11 protein-coding genes are annotated in these 16065 nt (G+C 56.8%); 2 read left to right on the top strand and 9 right to left on the bottom strand.

Features of this window, described 5'->3' with window-relative positions; genetic code table 11:
• Nucleotides 1–19: 19 nt before the first annotated feature.
• The 3 genes from queG to ruvB form a co-directional block, all read right to left on the bottom strand.
• Nucleotides 20–979 carry a tRNA epoxyqueuosine(34) reductase QueG gene (gene queG / locus BXP70_RS04625; protein WP_086592854.1) on the bottom strand — a complete coding sequence of 320 codons (960 nt, stop codon included), beginning with the start codon at nt 977–979 and terminating at the stop codon, nt 20–22.
• Between the two features lie 169 nt (nt 980–1148).
• Nucleotides 1149–1787: a hypothetical protein gene (locus BXP70_RS04620; protein ID WP_086592853.1), complete on the bottom strand. Its 639-nt coding sequence runs from the start codon at nt 1785–1787 to the stop codon at nt 1149–1151.
• 242 nt (nt 1788–2029) lie between these two features.
• The gene (gene ruvB, locus BXP70_RS04615; RefSeq protein WP_086592852.1) at nt 2030–3076 is read right to left on the bottom strand and encodes a Holliday junction branch migration DNA helicase RuvB; all 1047 of its coding nucleotides are present in this window, start codon (nt 3074–3076) and stop codon (nt 2030–2032) included.
• Nucleotides 3077–3373: 297 nt separating this feature from the next.
• Here ruvB and BXP70_RS04610 point away from each other — a divergent pair, with 297 nt between their 5' ends.
• Together BXP70_RS04610 and BXP70_RS04605 are read left to right on the top strand one after the other, a co-directional pair.
• Complete coding sequence (locus tag BXP70_RS04610; protein ID WP_086592851.1) at nt 3374–4360, top strand: hypothetical protein; 987 nt, start codon at nt 3374–3376, stop codon at nt 4358–4360.
• A 21-nt stretch (nt 4361–4381) separates the two neighbouring features.
• A complete protein-coding gene (locus tag BXP70_RS04605) occupies nt 4382–4843 on the top strand; it encodes a DUF4268 domain-containing protein (protein WP_086592850.1) in 462 nt (153 codons plus the stop codon).
• A 55-nt stretch (nt 4844–4898) separates the two neighbouring features.
• On the opposite strand, the gene BXP70_RS04600 is transcribed toward BXP70_RS04605, so the two are convergent.
• The 6 genes from BXP70_RS04600 to BXP70_RS04575 form a co-directional block, all read right to left on the bottom strand.
• Nucleotides 4899–5339 (bottom strand): DUF2267 domain-containing protein, encoded by a 441-nt coding sequence (locus tag BXP70_RS04600; RefSeq protein WP_086592849.1) that lies wholly within the window; start codon nt 5337–5339, stop codon nt 4899–4901.
• Between the two features lie 179 nt (nt 5340–5518).
• The gene (bglX, locus tag BXP70_RS04595) at nt 5519–7765 is read right to left on the bottom strand and encodes a beta-glucosidase BglX (protein WP_086592848.1); all 2247 of its coding nucleotides are present in this window, start codon (nt 7763–7765) and stop codon (nt 5519–5521) included.
• Between the two features lie 145 nt (nt 7766–7910).
• Entirely contained in the window at nt 7911–8978 is a 1068-nt protein-coding gene (locus tag BXP70_RS04590; RefSeq protein ID WP_086592847.1) for an endo-1,4-beta-xylanase, read from the bottom strand.
• Nucleotides 8979–9088: 110 nt separating this feature from the next.
• Nucleotides 9089–10951: a glycoside hydrolase family 2 protein gene (locus tag BXP70_RS04585; protein ID WP_086592846.1), complete on the bottom strand. Its 1863-nt coding sequence runs from the start codon at nt 10949–10951 to the stop codon at nt 9089–9091.
• Nucleotides 10952–11023: 72 nt separating this feature from the next.
• Nucleotides 11024–12544: a RagB/SusD family nutrient uptake outer membrane protein gene (locus tag BXP70_RS04580; RefSeq protein ID WP_086592845.1), complete on the bottom strand. Its 1521-nt coding sequence runs from the start codon at nt 12542–12544 to the stop codon at nt 11024–11026.
• Between the two features lie 29 nt (nt 12545–12573).
• Nucleotides 12574–16035, bottom strand: a complete 3462-nt coding sequence (locus BXP70_RS04575; RefSeq protein WP_086592844.1) for a TonB-dependent receptor — start codon at nt 16033–16035, stop codon at nt 12574–12576.
• Nucleotides 16036–16065 lie beyond the last annotated feature (30 nt).

Below are 16065 nucleotides of genomic sequence, written 5' to 3'. Positions count from 1 at the left end.
CGTTGTTCGTAAAGGGTCTTTATAGGTCGGGAGGTTGCGCGAGCGGCGCACCTTCCGTTACAAACTGAATATTGCGCGTAAGCCCGGCATAACCCGTCCGCTTCACCGCTGATTGCCGGAATAGCTCCGAGAACAGCTCGTGTGTGATTTCCTCCCAGTCGGCGCGACCTAGGTTTTTCAGTTCTGGGTGCGGATTAAATTGCGGCTCTTGGTGCGCTTTGGCAAAGCGGTTCCAGGGGCATACATCTTGGCAGATGTCGCAGCCGAAGACCCAGTTTCCTAACTTACCATCTACTTCTCTCGGAATTTGGTCCTTTAGCTCGATGGTGAAGTAACTAATGCACTTGCTGCCGTCGACCACGTAGGGTGCCGAAATGGCATCGGTGGGGCAAGCATCCATACACTTGGTGCAAGTGCCACAGTAGTCTTTAATGGGACCATCGTACTCTAGATCTACGTCTACAATTAACTCGGCAATAAAGAAGAAGCTACCGGTGCCGGGTCGGATGAGGTTGGAGTTTTTTCCTACCCAACCTAGGCCGCTTTTCTTGGCCCATACCTTATCCATCACCGGCGCCGAATCGACAAACACGCGGCCGCCTACCTCCCCTATTTCCGCCTGCATATCAGCTAGCAACGTTTTTAGCTTGTCTTTGATGACGAAGTGGTAATCCTTGCCGTAGGCGTACTTACTGATCTTCAAGGTGTCGTCGGGCTGCTGGCTTTCTTCCGGCGGATAATAGTTGAGCAGCAACGAAATTACCGACCTAGCTCCTTCCACCAACAGGCGCGGGTCGAGGCGCTTGTCGAAGTGGTTGGCCATGTAGGCCATCTTGCCGTGCATGTTCTGGTTGAGCCAGTTTTCGAGGCGAGGCGCTTCTTCTTCCAAGAACTCCGCCTTCGAGATGCCGCAGTACATGAAGCCTAGCTCCGCCGCCCGGCGCTTGATGAAGGCAGTATAATGAGCAGTAGGAAGCATTGTAATTGCATGGCTAGACGCGCACAAAGTACGTCTGAAAAGCCCGAACGCTCCGCCGGTGGCAGAGCGTTCCAACTATTGCTAGCAATTGCTGGCTTTTCCGGCCTAGGTACTACCGCCTGCAGCTAGCGCACTCGTGCGCATGACGCTTGTTTTTTTAGGTGAGCATTTAAAGCAGAAGTGCGGCAAAATTGCTCTTTATGAAGAGTTGGACGTCACTTGGCAGCGCAGAAAAAAGTCTATCGTCTTTACCCTTATTCCCGCTTGTCTTATCCATTATATCTTCTCCAAATCCGCTGAAGAAATAATGAATCTTGGGCGATGCCTCCTCAGTAATGTGGTATTCTCCTAACGCTAGATTAACATGGTAGTTTTTCCCGCCGAAGTCCCAGGAAACACACCTGGTTCCTCGTACGCGTGAGTTCAAAGCTGCCGTCCACTTTCTATTCTGTTCTGCCTGATCAGCTCTGGTTGACTTATATCTTCCCATTTGCTCCTTCTCGGCATCATCCATCCAATCATATTCTGCCTCTGGAACGGAAGCCCATTCTTGCAACTCATTTGCTGTCAGCACGCGCTGAATTGTCCCTTTAGGCTGAGCACCTTTGGCAACTACCTTCTGCTCATTTTTCAACTGCATAGTTTGCCGCCTGCTATTGGTTATCTCTTGCAGTTTCCTTTGCACGATTGCTTCAGGACGGTTATTCACAAGATGAGCAGTAGTCCTGTCACCACTTTTTCTCTGCGAAACAGCATGTGCCGCCGGTTGGCTCTTGCTTTTTTGTGTTTTGTTAACGTGAGTACTCATAATTCTTCTTTTAAAATAGGGTCTCTTATTTGTAACATTCGTGTTTGCGCTACCATTAGTAGCATAGCGCTACTTTCTGCGCGCTGTTTGGTAGCATTGTTCTATTCAATTTAAAGCAGACATTATTAAAAACCTAGCTTTTAACTTACTAATAGTCAGAATGGTTATTCGAAAAACAAAGCGGCGTCAAGCAGATAATTCTGCTTGACGCCGCTTGCATAATCGGCTGTAAATTCGAAAACCTAGCTAAACAGCTCGCCGGTGGCCGTGTTGCCACGCAGGTGCTGGGGCATCGTCTTACCTAGGTGCTGATAAGCGGCTTCCGTCGCCTCACGGCCGCGGGAAGTACGCTTAAGGTAGCCCTCCTGAATCAGGAACGGCTCGTACACTTCCTCAATGGTTTCGGCTTCTTCGCCGCAAGCCGTGGCAATGGTACTGATACCCACCGGACCACCTTTGAACTTGTCTATGATGGTGGTCAGGATGCGTTTGTCCATGTCGTCGAGGCCGTGGTGGTCGACGTCGAGGGCGTTCAGGGCAAACTGCGCAATATCAACCGTGATGGTGCCGGTGCCCCGAATCTGGGCAAAGTCACGGGTGCGGCGCAGCAGGTTGTTGGCGATACGCGGTGTGCCCCGCGAGCGGCGTGCGATTTCAAAGGCGGCATCTTCGTAAATCGGCGTGCCTAGGATTTCCGACGAACGCTGCACAATGTCAGTGAGCAGTTTCGAATCGTAGTACTCCAAGCGTGCATTGATGCCGAAGCGCGCCCGCAATGGCGAGGTCAGCAAGCCGGAGCGTGTGGTAGCGCCAATAAGCGTGAAAGGGCTCAGGTTAATCTGCACTGAGCGCGCATTCGGACCCGAGTCGAGCATGATGTCGATGCGATAGTCCTCCATGGCCGAGTACAAGTATTCTTCCACCACGGGGTTCAGGCGGTGAATCTCGTCGATGAACAGTACGTCGTGCGGATCGAGGTTGGTGAGCAAGCCAGCTAGGTCAGAAGGCTTATCCAGTACCGGGCCGCTGGTCATCTTAATGCCAGCACCTAGCTCGTTGGCAATAATATGTGAAAGCGTGGTTTTGCCGAGGCCGGGAGGCCCGTGCAGTAGAACGTGGTCGAGGGCATCGCCGCGCTGCTTGGCTGCCGCTACGAACACCTTCAGGTTGTCTACAATTTTGGCCTGACCCGCAAAGTCATCGAAGCTTAGCGGGCGGAGCGCCTTGTCAATCTCCTTTTCGGAGGGATTCATATGGTCGTCGCCGCCAGTCAGAAAAGGTTCGCGCATGAGTCTATATTCAGATAGGACGTTGGATAAAGGTAACGCTTTTGCTTAGGAAAAAGCTCCGTTTTTTTAGCAAAATTATCCGCTCAAAGTCACCTTATCCGTTATTTGCTAACAAAATTAGCATAGACCAGTTACTAATAGTTCATATAGTATTCGCAGCAAAGCGAAGAACCTGTGTTGCTAACTGTAGTAATGCATTCAAGTTTCTCATTCGCTTCAGATATCATATGCAAGCTAAGTACACAACATTTAAGGCTGTGCTCGCTCTTTGCAACTTGATTTCCGACCTTTGCGGCCATGTTTTCCGCTAACAACCCAGAAGCTTCTCTCCAGCAGCTTCCTGCCGACGCTTATTCGCACCTAGCACCGTGCATGTCGCTACTTGGCATGGCTTGCACGCATTTGTTCAGCCATCCGACCGATGTGGTAGCCCAGCACGTAACGGCGCTTACCGGTCTGGACGCTGCCGCTGTTCAGGAGCTTAACGCCATTGACTCGACGCCGGCCTTGCAGCGCCTGCTCATCGAGCGCCCACTGCGCCTGTTCGATTTTGTTGTGGTAGGGCAGCTCTGCCTCGAAAGCCCCCTAGCTACGCCGGTGCTAGCTTTTGTGCAGCACCAAATGCAGATCGACGAGGTACAGCTGCGCACGTTGCTGGAGTATTGCCAAGCCCTCGGTCAGCAGCTACGGCAGGCTCTTGAGCAACATCTGGTCGGCCCGAGTGGGGCAGCAGCCTTGGCGCCTCTGCACCGGCGGGCACAGCAGTTGCGCACTGTGTTCGAGCAACATGCTGATTCGCTCCGCCCACAGCTCCCAGCGGTAGTCAGCCTAGGTTTCGATGATGGGCACTTGCAACTGCTTCGCTTGGCGTTGCTGCTGGTACATGAGTTGCGACACACGCAATCGAGCCACCCGTTCTTACAAGCGCTGCCGCGCCTCACTGCCTTGCCCGCCGATGAGGCTGATGCCCTGACCACGCGCCTTGCTGCTGTGCAGCCTACCGAGCGCCTACCGCTAACGCTGCCTGAACTGGTATTGCTCTACCAAGCCATGCACGTTTGCGCACTAGCTTTCGTGTCTGATGTGCTCGGCACGCTTGGCATGGAAGCCGCTTTTCCCACTACGCAGGCCCCTTCCGCTTCCTCGTCAGATGGCAGCAGCCGGCAAGCGGTAGTCACGCTAATTGTAGGCTTCACGCGGTGGGTAGAAAAGGAGTTTGGGCAAGAGCCAGCGGTGCAAACTGCGCGGCAGGAAATAACGGAGCTAGCCGAAACGCTAGGTTAGCCAACGCAACCCTTCATCAGTATGTATAGCAAAGCGGAGGTTTCGCAGTTGCGCCAAGCGTTCTGGACGACGTTTGGGCAGTACATGGCCCCGGTACCATCGGCGGAAGGCATGCCGACCAACTGGATCAATTATAAGACTGGCCTCAAACACGTGTATTTTCGGATGCAGGCTGATGGCCGGCGTGCGACCATCGGCATCGAGCTGACCCACCCTGACGCGGACATCCGGGCGTTGTTCTTCGAGCAGTTTGTGGCTCTAAGGAGTATGCTACACGAAAGTCTGGGCGAAAATTGGCAGTGGGAGCCAGAGGCCACAGACGCTAATGGTCAGCCCCTGGCTCGTATCTACAAAGCCCTAGAGCCCGTCAACTTATTCAGCCGCGACGACTGGCCGCAGTTGATTTCTTTTTTCAAACCACGTATGATCGCGCTGGATGAATTTTGGAGCAATGCCCAGTACGCGTTCGATGAATTGCGGTGATACTCGTTGCCGCCTAGCTTTTAGCATGCTTACCAAAGCTAGGCGGCAGCAAATCCTACACTCCCTGCGGCTCGATTAACTCTTTAATGGAGTCGTGGAGCATGTGGTGCAGCTGGTTATATTGTCCTTCGGTTAGCAGCTCCTGCAAGGCGTGCATCACGGCTGAGAAGGACTTTTGCGCTTCGTCGTCGGAGGGGAAATCAACCACGTTTGCGCGGTTGTCATAGGTGCGGATGAAATCCAGCCACTCTTGCCGCGTGCGGATGTTGATGGGCACAGGCCGGATCTTGAACCCGTCGAAGTAAATGCCCTTCCAGATAATGGGCAGTTGCGAACCTAGGTGCACCGCTTCTTCGGCCGGGATTCGGTCGCGCAAGGCGTGCAGTACAGCCCGAAAAATACGTCCAGCCGGCTCACGCTCCATTACGAGGTGCCGGGCTACTGTCTTCAACCAATTATTAGCGTCGCGCTGGTAATCATCAAAATTGAGTGACATAACAAAGCTGATTAGGAAACAACAATCACGAAAGCACCTAGCGTGTTTTCTGCGGAATAAGCTGGCAAAACCTGCACGTTAGGCTAGGTCTCTACTTACCCTAGCCTGAGCGTTTAGGTTGTTATCAGATTTTGGCGTTCCTGCCAACCGTCTGAACTTTATAGTCCGGGCTATGCCGCTTAAGGTACCAGCGCAAACTTGCCTTCCAGCCGAATATCATCGGAGGTGCTGCCGATCATCAGATTGAAGTCGCCGGGTTCGGCCACCCACGCTAGTTGCTGGTTGTAGAAAGCTAGCTTCTCCTTACTGATGGTGAAGGTGATGATTTTGCTTTCGCCAGGCTTCAGCATCACTTTCTGGAAGTCTTTCAGCTCTTTCAGTGGGCGCACAACGGATGCCACTAGGTCGCGTAGGTAAAGCTGCACCACTTCCTCACCCGCCGCTTTGCCGGTATTCGTCAGCGTGAATTGTACCTGAATAGACTCAGCGGCTGTCATCGTTGGGCGGCTAATTTTCAGGTCGGCGTAGCGAAAGGTAGTGTAGCTCAGCCCGTAGCCGAAGGCGTAGCGCGGCGTGTTCAGCTCATCGATGTAAGCCGACTTATACTTAATCTGGCCGGGTTTGGTGACGGGGCGGCCGGTACTGTATTGGGTGTACGGAATCGGAATTTGGCCCACCGCGCGTGGAAACGACGCGGGCAGCTTACCGGCGGGGTTATAGTCGCCGTAGAGCACGTTGGCCAGGGCATTGCCGCCTTCTGAGCCGGGCCACCACGCGTACAGAATAGCATCGGCCGAATCGGCAATGGTGTTGAAAATCAGTGGCCGGCCCGCTAGCACCACTACCACCACAGGCTTGCCAGTTGCCTTCAGGGCTTTGAACAGCTCTTCCTGCACGCCCGGCAGATGAATATCGGTCCTCGACTTCGCCTCGCCGGTCATCTCCCATGTTTCGCCCACAGTCAGCACCACCACGTCGGCTTGCTTGGCGGCTTCCACGGCCGCGACAAAGCCCTGGCGCGAGTCGCCGGTCACGGCGCAGCCTTTTACGTAGCTTACTTGCGTGTTTGTACCGGCCCGCTTGGTCAAGCCTTCGTAGATGGAGACGATTTCGGTGGTGTCGGCCAGCACCGTCCAACCGCCATCTAGGTCGCGCTTCGATTGCGCTAGCGGACCAATGAGGGCAATTTTGCGTAGCTGCTTGCTGAGAGGCAGCGCGTTCTTTTCATTCTTTAGCAGCACCATCGACTTCTGCGCCATCTGCCGGGCGGCCACGCGGTTCTGTGGGTCGTTCAGCACCTTCTGCTCGCGCTTAAGGTCCGAAAACTTGTAGGGGTCGTCGAACAGGCCTAGCTCAAACTTCTTGCGCAGAATGCGGCGTACGGCGTCGTCTACTTGAGCTACTTCTACCTTGCTCGCTTTCACGCTCTGCGCTAAATTCTGATGATACGCGTCGCTTTCCATGTCCATGTCGCTGCCGGCGGTAATGGCTTTTTGCGCGGCGTCAGCTGGGTTTTGGGCGTATCCCCACGGTACCATCTCCCCGATCGAGCCCCAGTCAGACACCACGAAGCCCGAGAACTGCCACTGGCCTTTCAGAATGTCGCGCTGCAAGTAGCTATTACCCGTGGCGGGGATGCCATTCAGGGTGTTAAACGAGTTCATGAAGGTGGCCGCGCCGGCTTCTACAGCGGCTTTGAAGGGCGGCAGGTACGTTTCCCAAAGCTGCTGTGGGCTTAGGTCGACTGCGTTGTAGTCGCGGCCGGCAATGGCGGCGCCGTAGGCTGCGAAGTGCTTGGCGCAGGCTAGTACCGCATCCGTCCCCCCTAGCTTCTCGCCCTGAAAACCGAGCACCCTAGCTTTGGCAATTTGCGAACCTAGGTAGGTATCCTCCCCTGCTCCTTCCATCACGCGGCCCCAGCGCGGGTCGCGGCCCACATCCACCATTGGCGCAAACGTCCAGTGGATGCCCGAGGCGGCGGCTTCCTTGGCCGCTACGTGCGCGCTGAGCCGAATAGCAGCCATGTCCCAGCTAGCGGCTTCGGCCAGCGGCACTGGAAAAACCGTTTTGTAGCCGTGAATAACATCGAGACTGAACAGCAGCGGAATCTTCAAGCGCGACTTCAAGGCTTCCGCCTGGATGTCACGCGTATCCTTCACGCCCTTCACGTTCAACATAGAACCCACTTGCCCGCTCCGAATGCTGTTGAGCAGATCGTTCTTACGGTTGCTCGCCGGCCCAGTCAGCTCGCGGCCGGAGTACTGGTTCAGCTGCCCTACCTTTTCTTCCAGCGTCATTTGCTGCAGCAAGGTCGTTACCTTTTGCTCGATGGCCGCAGAGCTAGGTTGCTGTTGCGCGAAAGCAGAGGCGCTGACCGAGAGTAGCAAGAAAGAAAAGAATAGGCGTTTAGAAGAAGGCAAAGGCATTCGAGTAGAAGTTAGAAAGCAAAAAGGCACGTCATGCTGAGCTTGTCGAAGCATCTCGCTCGCTCCGCAGCAGAAGTCAGGAAGCGAGATGCTTCGACAAGCTCAGCATGGCGTGCTTTATATCTGTGTCAATGCACTGGAAGTATTACTGCAAGGCCTCCACGATGCCGTCGTAGGCGGGCTTGCGCTGATAGTTGTCGTCGAAGGGCAAAGGCCAGTCGGAGCAGCTGCAAAAGCCGCGGATCCAGGTGTCGGCGTCGCCTACGTTCCAGGTAGTGATACCGAAGCGCTGGGCGGCAGGTAAGGCTTTGAAGGCTTGTACAATGGCTTTGTACTTTGCTTTCTGCGCAGCAGCCAGCGCCGGCGTGAAGGTGAGGCCAGCCGTTTTATCCGGGTTTAGGGCAATATCCAGTTCGGCAATGTGCACTTTCAGCCCCGTTTGGCCGGCCGTGCTGATGGCCGTAGCTAGGTTCGTATCGGCGCGGTTGATGTTGGTGTGCATCTGCAAGCCGATGCCGTGGATCGGGATGCCGCGGTTTTTCAGGCCGTTCACTAGGTTCAGAATGGCGGTGCGCTTGGTGGGGCCCCACTCGTGACCGTAGTCGTTGTAGAAGAGCAGAGCGGCGGGGTCCGCCTCGTGCGCATACTGAAAGGCGCGGGCAATGAAATCGGCACCTAGGTGCTGGCGCCATACGCTGTTGCGCAGGGTGCCATTGTCCTCAAAGGCCTCGTTCACCACGTCCCAGGAGGCTACTTTGCCTTTGAAGTGCGCGACGACGGTTTGAATGTGCGTCTTCATCAGGTTTTCCCACGCCGCCGAATCGCCTTGGAAACTAGTCACCCAGCTCGGCAGCGACTTGTACCAGATCAGCGTGTGGCCGTGCACCCTAGCGTTGTGCTGCTGGGCGTAGGTCACGATATAGTCGGCGTCGCTCCAGGTGTAGGTCGTCTGGCTCGGGTGAAGGGAGGCGAACTTCATGGCGTTTTCACCGGTCAGGCTGTTGTACTCGGTGGCTACCGTCTGCTCGTAAGCGGATCGGTTTTTCAACAGACTTACGTTCACCGCCGCGCCCATCGGAAACGGGGCGAGCTGCTTCAAGCCTGTCACGGCAGGCGTTGTGGGACCAGGATTATCCTCACCCGTTTGCTGGTTGGGAATGCAATACGTCAGCAGACCTAGGCTGAGCATGCTCAAGAAAAGTTGTGTTTTCATGTGCGGTGGGGTTTTAAGCGTGGTTTGTGGTCAAGGTTAAAGTAGCGCGTGCGCTGTCGTCCGCGCGCTTGTGGCTGGTGCATCCGCACGCGCGGACGACAGCGTCCGCGCTACTTGCCGTCGTACTTTTTCGCTTGCTGGCGGTAGTATTCTTGCAGCACGTAGAAGGCCTTTTTCTTCTGGCCCGAGCTTGAAATCAAGCCTTTGCGGTTGAAGCCGTTTTGGTACACCGGGTGCTGACGGCGGGTGGCGCGGAAATCCGTGAGAATCCAGGGCGTCATGCCGCGTAGGTTCCCGATGGTGCTCAGCATTTTGAGCTGGTTCTGGTAGAGCGCCTCTTGGTACTCTTCGCTCCAGCGTGTTTCGGCCGTACCGTGGTAGCCGGCCAGCGCATCGCCACCGAACTCACTGATAAACACCGGCTTGTTGTACTTGATATTGAAGGTGTACTTCGTGATTTCGCTCGGCTTGCCGCCCCAATACCAGCCCGCGTACTCGTTGATGCTGGTTAGGTCGAGGTACTCGCCCAGCGGGTCATCTACGATGACGTTGGAACCTTCGCGATGCAGCTCCAGGGCAGCCGAAATCAGGCGGGTGTCGTCTAGCTCGCGGGCTTTCTTGGCCAGGCTGCTCATGAACTTCAGGCGCGGCTCGCTCAGCGGCGTTTCGTTGCCCACCGACCACACCACGATGCCCGCCCGGTTTTTCCCCATCGAAATGAGGTCAGAAAGCTGGGTTTCGGCGTTTTGGTAGGTGGCGGCGTTTTGCCACGAAATCGTCCAGTACACCGGCACCTCGGCCCACACCATCAGCCCTAGCTCGTCGGCTAGCTTTAGCATGGTTTCATTGTGCGGATAATGCGCTAGGCGCACGAAGTTGCAACCTAGCTCCTTGGCCCAAGTGAGCAGCATGCGCAAGTCGCCTTCGCCGCGGGCCCGGCCCGGAATCAGCGGGTTCTCATCATGAATGGAAATACCACGCAGAAAGGTCGATTTGCCATTGAGCATCACATCAGCGCCGCGGGTTTGAATGGTGCGGAAGCCGATGCGGTCCTGCACGGCGTCGCTGCCGCTGCTCAGGCTTACGGCGTACAGCTTGGGGTTCTGCGGCGACCAGTAGGTGAGCTTCTTCGCGGGGAAGCTGAAGCTAGCCTTCCCATCGGCATCCGTCTTAAGTTGCTGACGAACTTTGGCTTCGGCAATGTCGAGCGTCACTGTTTGGCCGGCTTTGTTAGCGCCGCCGAGCTGCACGTATCCGGTGAGCGTGTTTAAGTCGCTCTTCGCCAGCTGCACCTTGTAATCAGTGATGTAGGTCTCGGGCGTTTCGGCAATGAAAGCATTGCGCGTGATGCCGCCGTAGTTCCACCAGTCGGTGTTGATGGTCGGTACTTCGTCTTGGCGGCGGGTGTTGTCGGCTTTCACCACCACGAAGTTGTCTCCGTTGGGGCTGAGGCGGTCGGTGATGTCGTACTGAATCGGCGTGAAGCCACCCTTGTGCATGCCTAGCTTTTTGCCGTTCAAGTAGATATGCGACTCGTAGTTGATGGCGCCGAAGTACAGGAAGTAGCGCTTGCCGGCTTTCGGTGTCAAGTTGAAGCTCTTCTTGTACCAGATGGTGCCTTCGTAGTACAGCAGCTTGGGGTCCTGCGAGTTCCAGTCGCCGGGCACTTGCAGGGTGGCTGAGTGGTCGAAGTCGTACTCAATCAGCTCGGGCTCGTCCTTGGAGCTAGGTTTCTGGTTATCGTAGTAGCCACCTTTGCCCGATTTCGACTGGTCGAATGGCTCCCGGCGGTAGTCGTAGAAGCCGTTTTCGTAGGGGTCGATGATGTAGTTCCAGTTGCCGTCGAGGCTGAGTACACTCCGCGCCGGCATATTTTGAATCAGGATGGATTGCGCCCGAAGCGGCTGATTAGCAAACGAGCCTAGCACAAGCAACACAGCCAGCAGCGCCCGCCGTAAAAGTTGGTTTTTCATGAAAGAGGTTGTGGTGGTAAGACAGCGCAATGCTAGCCTTATTTCCGAATCGGAACCTAGGTGTAGCGGCACTTAGTACCCCGGATTCTGCGTCAGGACAGGATTAGTTTGGATTTCCTGAATCGGCACCGGGAACAACAGGTCGTGGTTGTCGATGGTATTAGTGGAGGCGTTGCGAGCGAAGTAGGCGTTCATTACCTGGATAGCGCGGTTCGTACCGTTGCGCTCGGTGCGCACGAGGTCGAACCAGCGGTGGCCTTCCATGTTCAGCTCCAAGCGGCGCTCCAGCTCTATTCGGTCGCGCAGGGTGGCTTGAGTGGTCGAAGTAGGCAGATCGACGGTGGCGTTGGCGGTAGCCACGGGCAGGTTGCGCGAGCGGCGAATCACGCGGTTCACGGCGTCGAGGGCCTGGGCAGTGGGGCCACCACGCTCATTAATGGCTTCGGCATACATGAGCAGCACGTCGGCATAGCGGAGCACAATCCAGTCGTTTTCGGCGTCGGTGGAACTGGTGGGCGTGTCGATGTACTTTCTGGTGTAGTACACCGTCCGGTTCTGACTATCGGTGCCGGTTCCGTAGGAAGCGGCGGCGCGCACGTCGGTGTTGCCACTAGCGGTAAAGGCCGCTACCAAGTCAGGATCAACAGAGTTGAACTGCTGCGGGCTCCCAGAGCCGCCGTTTATGGCCGTCACAGCAATGGGTAGAAACCAGTTGGTAAACGGACTGCCAATCCCGAGCCCGCCTTTACTGTAGCGCACCGCAAACAGAATCTCGCTGTTCATCTCGTTGGCAGTCGTGAAGATGTTCGCGTAGCTAGCTTGCAACGTATAGGTGGTACCCGTCACGAGCGGCTGAAGCTTGTCGGCGGCTTGCTGGTACTTCTTCTGCGTGAGATACACCTTGCCGAGCAAGCCCGTAGCGGCTCCTTTCGTAGCCCGACCTAGGTTGGCCGCAGTTTGCGTGACGGGCAGGTTGTTCTCGGCAAAAGCTAGGTCCTCTTCAATCAGCGCGTACACCTGCTCGGCCGGTACGCGCCCAAATTGGTAGGCGTCGGGGATGGAAGCAATTTCGCCGGTCACCAGCGGCACATCGCCCCAAATGCGCACAGCGTTGAAGTACGTCAGGGCCCGGATGAAGCGCGCTTCCGCGTAGAGGCGGTTGCGTGTGGCATCCGTCAGCTTCACGGCGCCGGCCCGGCTCAGCACAATGTTGCAGCGGGCAATGGCGCGGTAGGTGGCTAGCCAGTGGCTTTGTAGGTGCGTGTTGTCGCTGACGAGGGTGAAGTCGTTGAACTCGTTGAGCCGCTCGCCCGAAGTCAGCGCGAAGCTGTTGTCGGAAGTCACTTCGGCGTACAGAAAAATGCCCCGGTTGCTGGGCGACGACTTGCCGTAGAGTTCCTGCAAAGAAGAGTAAGCGGCCGTCACGGCGGTCAGGATGCTCAGCGAATCGTTGTAGCCTTCGGTGGTCGGCACCCGCGTCGGGTCATTCAAGTCGATGAACTCTTTGTTGCACGAGGTAGTGCCCAGCGCACCCAAGCCAAGCAGCGCCGCTACGCTGATGCTGGCGAGTATATTCTTGTAGTGGAAAGTCATGGGAGGGAGAGGGAATTTTGATGCGCTGTTTAGAAGCCAACCTGGACGCCCAGCGTGAGGGTGCGGTTCATGGGGTAGGAACCCTGATCTACCCCGTAGGTGGGGTTGGTCGAGTTGCCGTAGTTGTTCGCTTCGGGGTTGTAGCCGATGTACTTGGTGAAAGTGTACACGTTCTGAGCCGAGGCGTAGACGTTGGCGCTTTGCAGGCCGACTTTCTTAGACCAGCTATCGGGCAGGTTGTAGCGCAACGTGATGTTGCGGATGCGCAGGAACGAAGCGTCTTGGATGAAGTAGGAGTTGAACTGCGTGCGCAACGACGAAGCCGTGGTAGCGCGAGGCGTTTTGCCGTCGCCGGGGTTTTCGGGGTTGCGCCACCGGTCGAGCATTGCCGTGCGGCCGTTCACTTGGCCGGGGAAGTTGAACGTGTACCGGTCGCCGCCGTAGAGCACGTCGTTGCCCAAGGAGCCTTGCAGCGTCACGCCCAGCGACAACGCTTTGTAGCCGAAGGTGTTCTGCAAGCCGTAGGTGAAATTCGGAAACGGATTGCCAATGACACCAATATCCGCCGTGTTGATCTGGCCGTCGCCGTTCTTATCGACAAACTTGAAGTCGCCGGGCTGCACGGCTAGGTTGCTAGCCGTCCACTTGGGGCTGTTGTCCACGTCGTTCTGGTCGCGGTACACGCCGGCCTGCTCGTAGCCGTAGAACACGCCCAGCGGTTGCCCCGGCACCACCCGAATCGAGCTGGTGTAGCCAAATATGGCATCAAAGGTGATTTGCTCGTTGATGCCCGCCAGCGCTATCACCTTGTTGCGGTTGAGGGTGAAGTTGGCCGCCGTGCTCCAGGTAAAGTCGCCTTTCACGATGTTGGCCGTGTTCAGCTGAATTTCTAGGCCGCGGTTGCGCACTTCGCCCACGTTGGCCAACGCCCGCGTTGAGAAACCGAGCACCGCCGGAATGTTGCGGTTGAGCAGCAAGTCGGTGGTGTTGCGCTGGTAAGCGGCCACCGTCAGGTACACTCGGTCGCGGAACAAACCTAGGTCGAAGCCGGCGTCAAACTGCGTGTTGGTTTCCCACCCTAGGTCGCGGATGGCCACGCCGTTGGGCGAGAAGCCGTAGGCGCGGGTGCCGGTACCAGCGCCGAATGCGTAGTTGGTCGCCGTCTGGTAGCTCTGGTAGTTGTAGTCGCCGATGTTGTTGTTGCCCGTCACACCGTAGGAAGCGCGCAGCTTCAGCTCACTGATGGCCGGAACAGACTTAATAAAGTTTTCCTCGCCCACGCGCCAGGCCAGCGCCAACGACGGGAACGTGGCAAACCGATTATCAGGACCAAAGCGCGAGGAGCCGTCGGTGCGCAGGGCTGCCGTCAGGATGTAACGTTCCTTAAAAGCGTAGTCGAGGCGGCCGAACACCGATGTCAGCGAGTTGGCCGCGTACGACGCCTGGCCGAAAATCTGGCCGGCGGCGGTTACGTACTCTAGGTCGGTGTTGGTGTAGGTGCCGGTCTGGCCGAGCACTGTGCTGCCCTCGTTGGTGTTGCGCTGAGCCGAGTAGCCCGCCAGCAGCGTCACGCTGTGGTCCGTGGCAAAAGTGCGGTTGTAAGTCGCCGTATTTTCCCACACCCAGTTCAGGTTCGTGCTGTTTAGCTGCCGAGCATCGATGTTGTTCAGCGTAGGGTTCGAAAGGTTGGCGAGCTGGTTGCTGGCGGTGCCTAGGGTCGCCGGCACGTAAATACCGCGGCGGGTGTTCAGCAGCTCCGCCCCGAAGTTGGTGTGCAGCGTTAGTCCTTTCGCCACCTCATAATCGAGCGTGACTGTACCTAGGCCGCGCACGGCGTTGGCCCGGTCCTTATACAAGTCGATGGTGGATACGGGGTTCAGGAGGTCGAGCGGCTGTGACAGCGCACCACCCACGCCGTTGCGCACGTTGGCGTAGTCACCGTTGGGCAGGCGCACTGGCACAATGGGCGGCATAATAAGCGCCGACGTGATGATGGCCGTTTCGCCGCCCGGACCGCCACCCGAGATGTTGCCGCCGTTGTAGCTCCCCGAAATAGGTTTCACATCGGTGCGAGTGAAATTAGGGGCTAGGCTCAGACCTAGCTTCACCTTTTTGCTTAGCTGGGCGTCGTAGTTGGCGCGCAACGAAAAGCGCTCAAAGCCGGTATTGCGCACCACGCCGGTTTGCTTGAAGTAACCGCCCGAGATGTAAAAGCGCGAGTTGTTGGTGCCGCCGCTGGCCGACAGTTGGTATTGCTGCTGCACGCCGGTACGAAAAATCTCGTCCTGCCAATCGGTGTCGGGTAAGGCGGGTGCGCCGGCTTGCAGGCTAGCCGGTACGGCCCGGTTGGTCGCCGAAAACGAGTCGCGCAGGTAGTCCAGGAATTCGTCGCGGTTCATCAAGTCGATGCGCTTGGCTACCTGGATAATGCCGCTGTTGGCGGTAAAGTTGAAGCGCGTTTTGCCGTCGTCGCGTCCGCGCTTGGTGGTCACGATAACGATGCCGTTGCCCCCGCGCGAGCCGTAAATAGCGCAAGCCGCCGCATCCTTCAGAATTTGAATAGATTGAATATCACCGGGCGGAATCTGGTAGTAGCTGTCGGGGCTGTTGAGCGGGTAGCCATCCACCACGTACAGCGGACTGTTACCTGCCGAAATAGAACCTAGCCCCCGAATGCGAATCACCGCACCCGCACCCGGCTCCCCCGACGGTTCCGTGATTTGCGCGCCCGCCACCAAGCCCACCAACGCCTCCGACGGAGAAGCGACGGGCAGCAGCTCCACATCCTTGGCCGCCACCGACGAAATAGACGTAGCCAGCAGCTTTTTCTCCTGCACGCCGTAGCCGACCACTACTACTTCGCCCAGGGCTTTGGTGTCCTCCGCGAGTGTCACGCTCAAGTTGCTAGTAGCGCCTGTGAGCGGGACTTCTTTGCGCGTGTAGCCTACAAAGCTGAAAACCAGCGTGCTATTTTCCGGCACGTTGAGGGTGAAGCTGCCGTCGGGGCCAGTGCCGGTGCCTATGGCGGCGCCTTTTACTACCACCGTCACGCCCGGCAGCCCCTCCCCTTTTGCATCTACCACCCTCCCCGATACCGGCACATCGGCCGTCGATTTGCCCGAGCTAGAGCTAGGTTGGCTTAGAATGATGCGGTTGTTGCGTACCTCATACTGAATCTTGCGCGGGGCGAGTAGTTCATCTAATACTTGCGTGAGGGGTTTGTTTTCTACCTGCAACGTCACGCGGCGGTCGGAGCCGATAAGCGACGGGCTGTACACGAAGCGCACGTTCAGTTGCTTTTCAAGCTGGTTGAGGACCGACTCAATCGTTTGCGCCTCTGCCTTAAACGAAACTTTTTGCTCTAACAAGACCTGGGAGAGCACCGGGCTAGGTGCAGCTACACTGGAAGCTAGCGGAGTAGCCAGCGTTAAGCTCAACGCAACTAATCTGACGGGGTACCAGCGTCGGAAGGAAGGTACGCGGTTGTTCATAGGCCGAAATCGTTTGCAGTGGGAATAGAA

This window comes from Hymenobacter crusticola, assembly GCF_002154225.1.
Taxonomy (GTDB): Bacteria; Bacteroidota; Bacteroidia; order Cytophagales; family Hymenobacteraceae; genus Hymenobacter; species Hymenobacter crusticola.
The sequence above is the reverse complement of the archived record's forward strand: the minus strand, read 5'-3'. Positions and strand labels throughout refer to the sequence as shown.

What these genes read in the sequence shown, in the direction of transcription:
- BXP70_RS04590 (WP_086592847.1), bottom strand. Translation starts at nt 8,978, where the DNA reads ATGAAAACACAACTTTTCTTGAGCATGCTCAGCCTAGGTCTGCTGACG.
- BXP70_RS04605 (WP_086592850.1), top strand. Translation starts at nt 4,382, where the DNA reads ATGTATAGCAAAGCGGAGGTTTCGCAGTTGCGCCAAGCGTTCTGGACG.
- BXP70_RS04600 (WP_086592849.1), bottom strand. Translation starts at nt 5,339, where the DNA reads ATGTCACTCAATTTTGATGATTACCAGCGCGACGCTAATAATTGGTTG.
- BXP70_RS04580 (WP_086592845.1), bottom strand. Translation starts at nt 12,544, where the DNA reads ATGACTTTCCACTACAAGAATATACTCGCCAGCATCAGCGTAGCGGCG.
- ruvB (WP_086592852.1), bottom strand. Translation starts at nt 3,076, where the DNA reads ATGCGCGAACCTTTTCTGACTGGCGGCGACGACCATATGAATCCCTCC.
- BXP70_RS04610 (WP_086592851.1), top strand. Translation starts at nt 3,374, where the DNA reads ATGTTTTCCGCTAACAACCCAGAAGCTTCTCTCCAGCAGCTTCCTGCC.
- bglX (WP_086592848.1), bottom strand. Translation starts at nt 7,765, where the DNA reads ATGCCTTTGCCTTCTTCTAAACGCCTATTCTTTTCTTTCTTGCTACTC.
- BXP70_RS04575 (WP_086592844.1), bottom strand. Translation starts at nt 16,035, where the DNA reads ATGAACAACCGCGTACCTTCCTTCCGACGCTGGTACCCCGTCAGATTA.
- BXP70_RS04585 (WP_086592846.1), bottom strand. Translation starts at nt 10,951, where the DNA reads ATGAAAAACCAACTTTTACGGCGGGCGCTGCTGGCTGTGTTGCTTGTG.
- BXP70_RS04620 (WP_086592853.1), bottom strand. Translation starts at nt 1,787, where the DNA reads ATGAGTACTCACGTTAACAAAACACAAAAAAGCAAGAGCCAACCGGCG.
- queG (WP_086592854.1), bottom strand. Translation starts at nt 979, where the DNA reads ATGCTTCCTACTGCTCATTATACTGCCTTCATCAAGCGCCGGGCGGCG.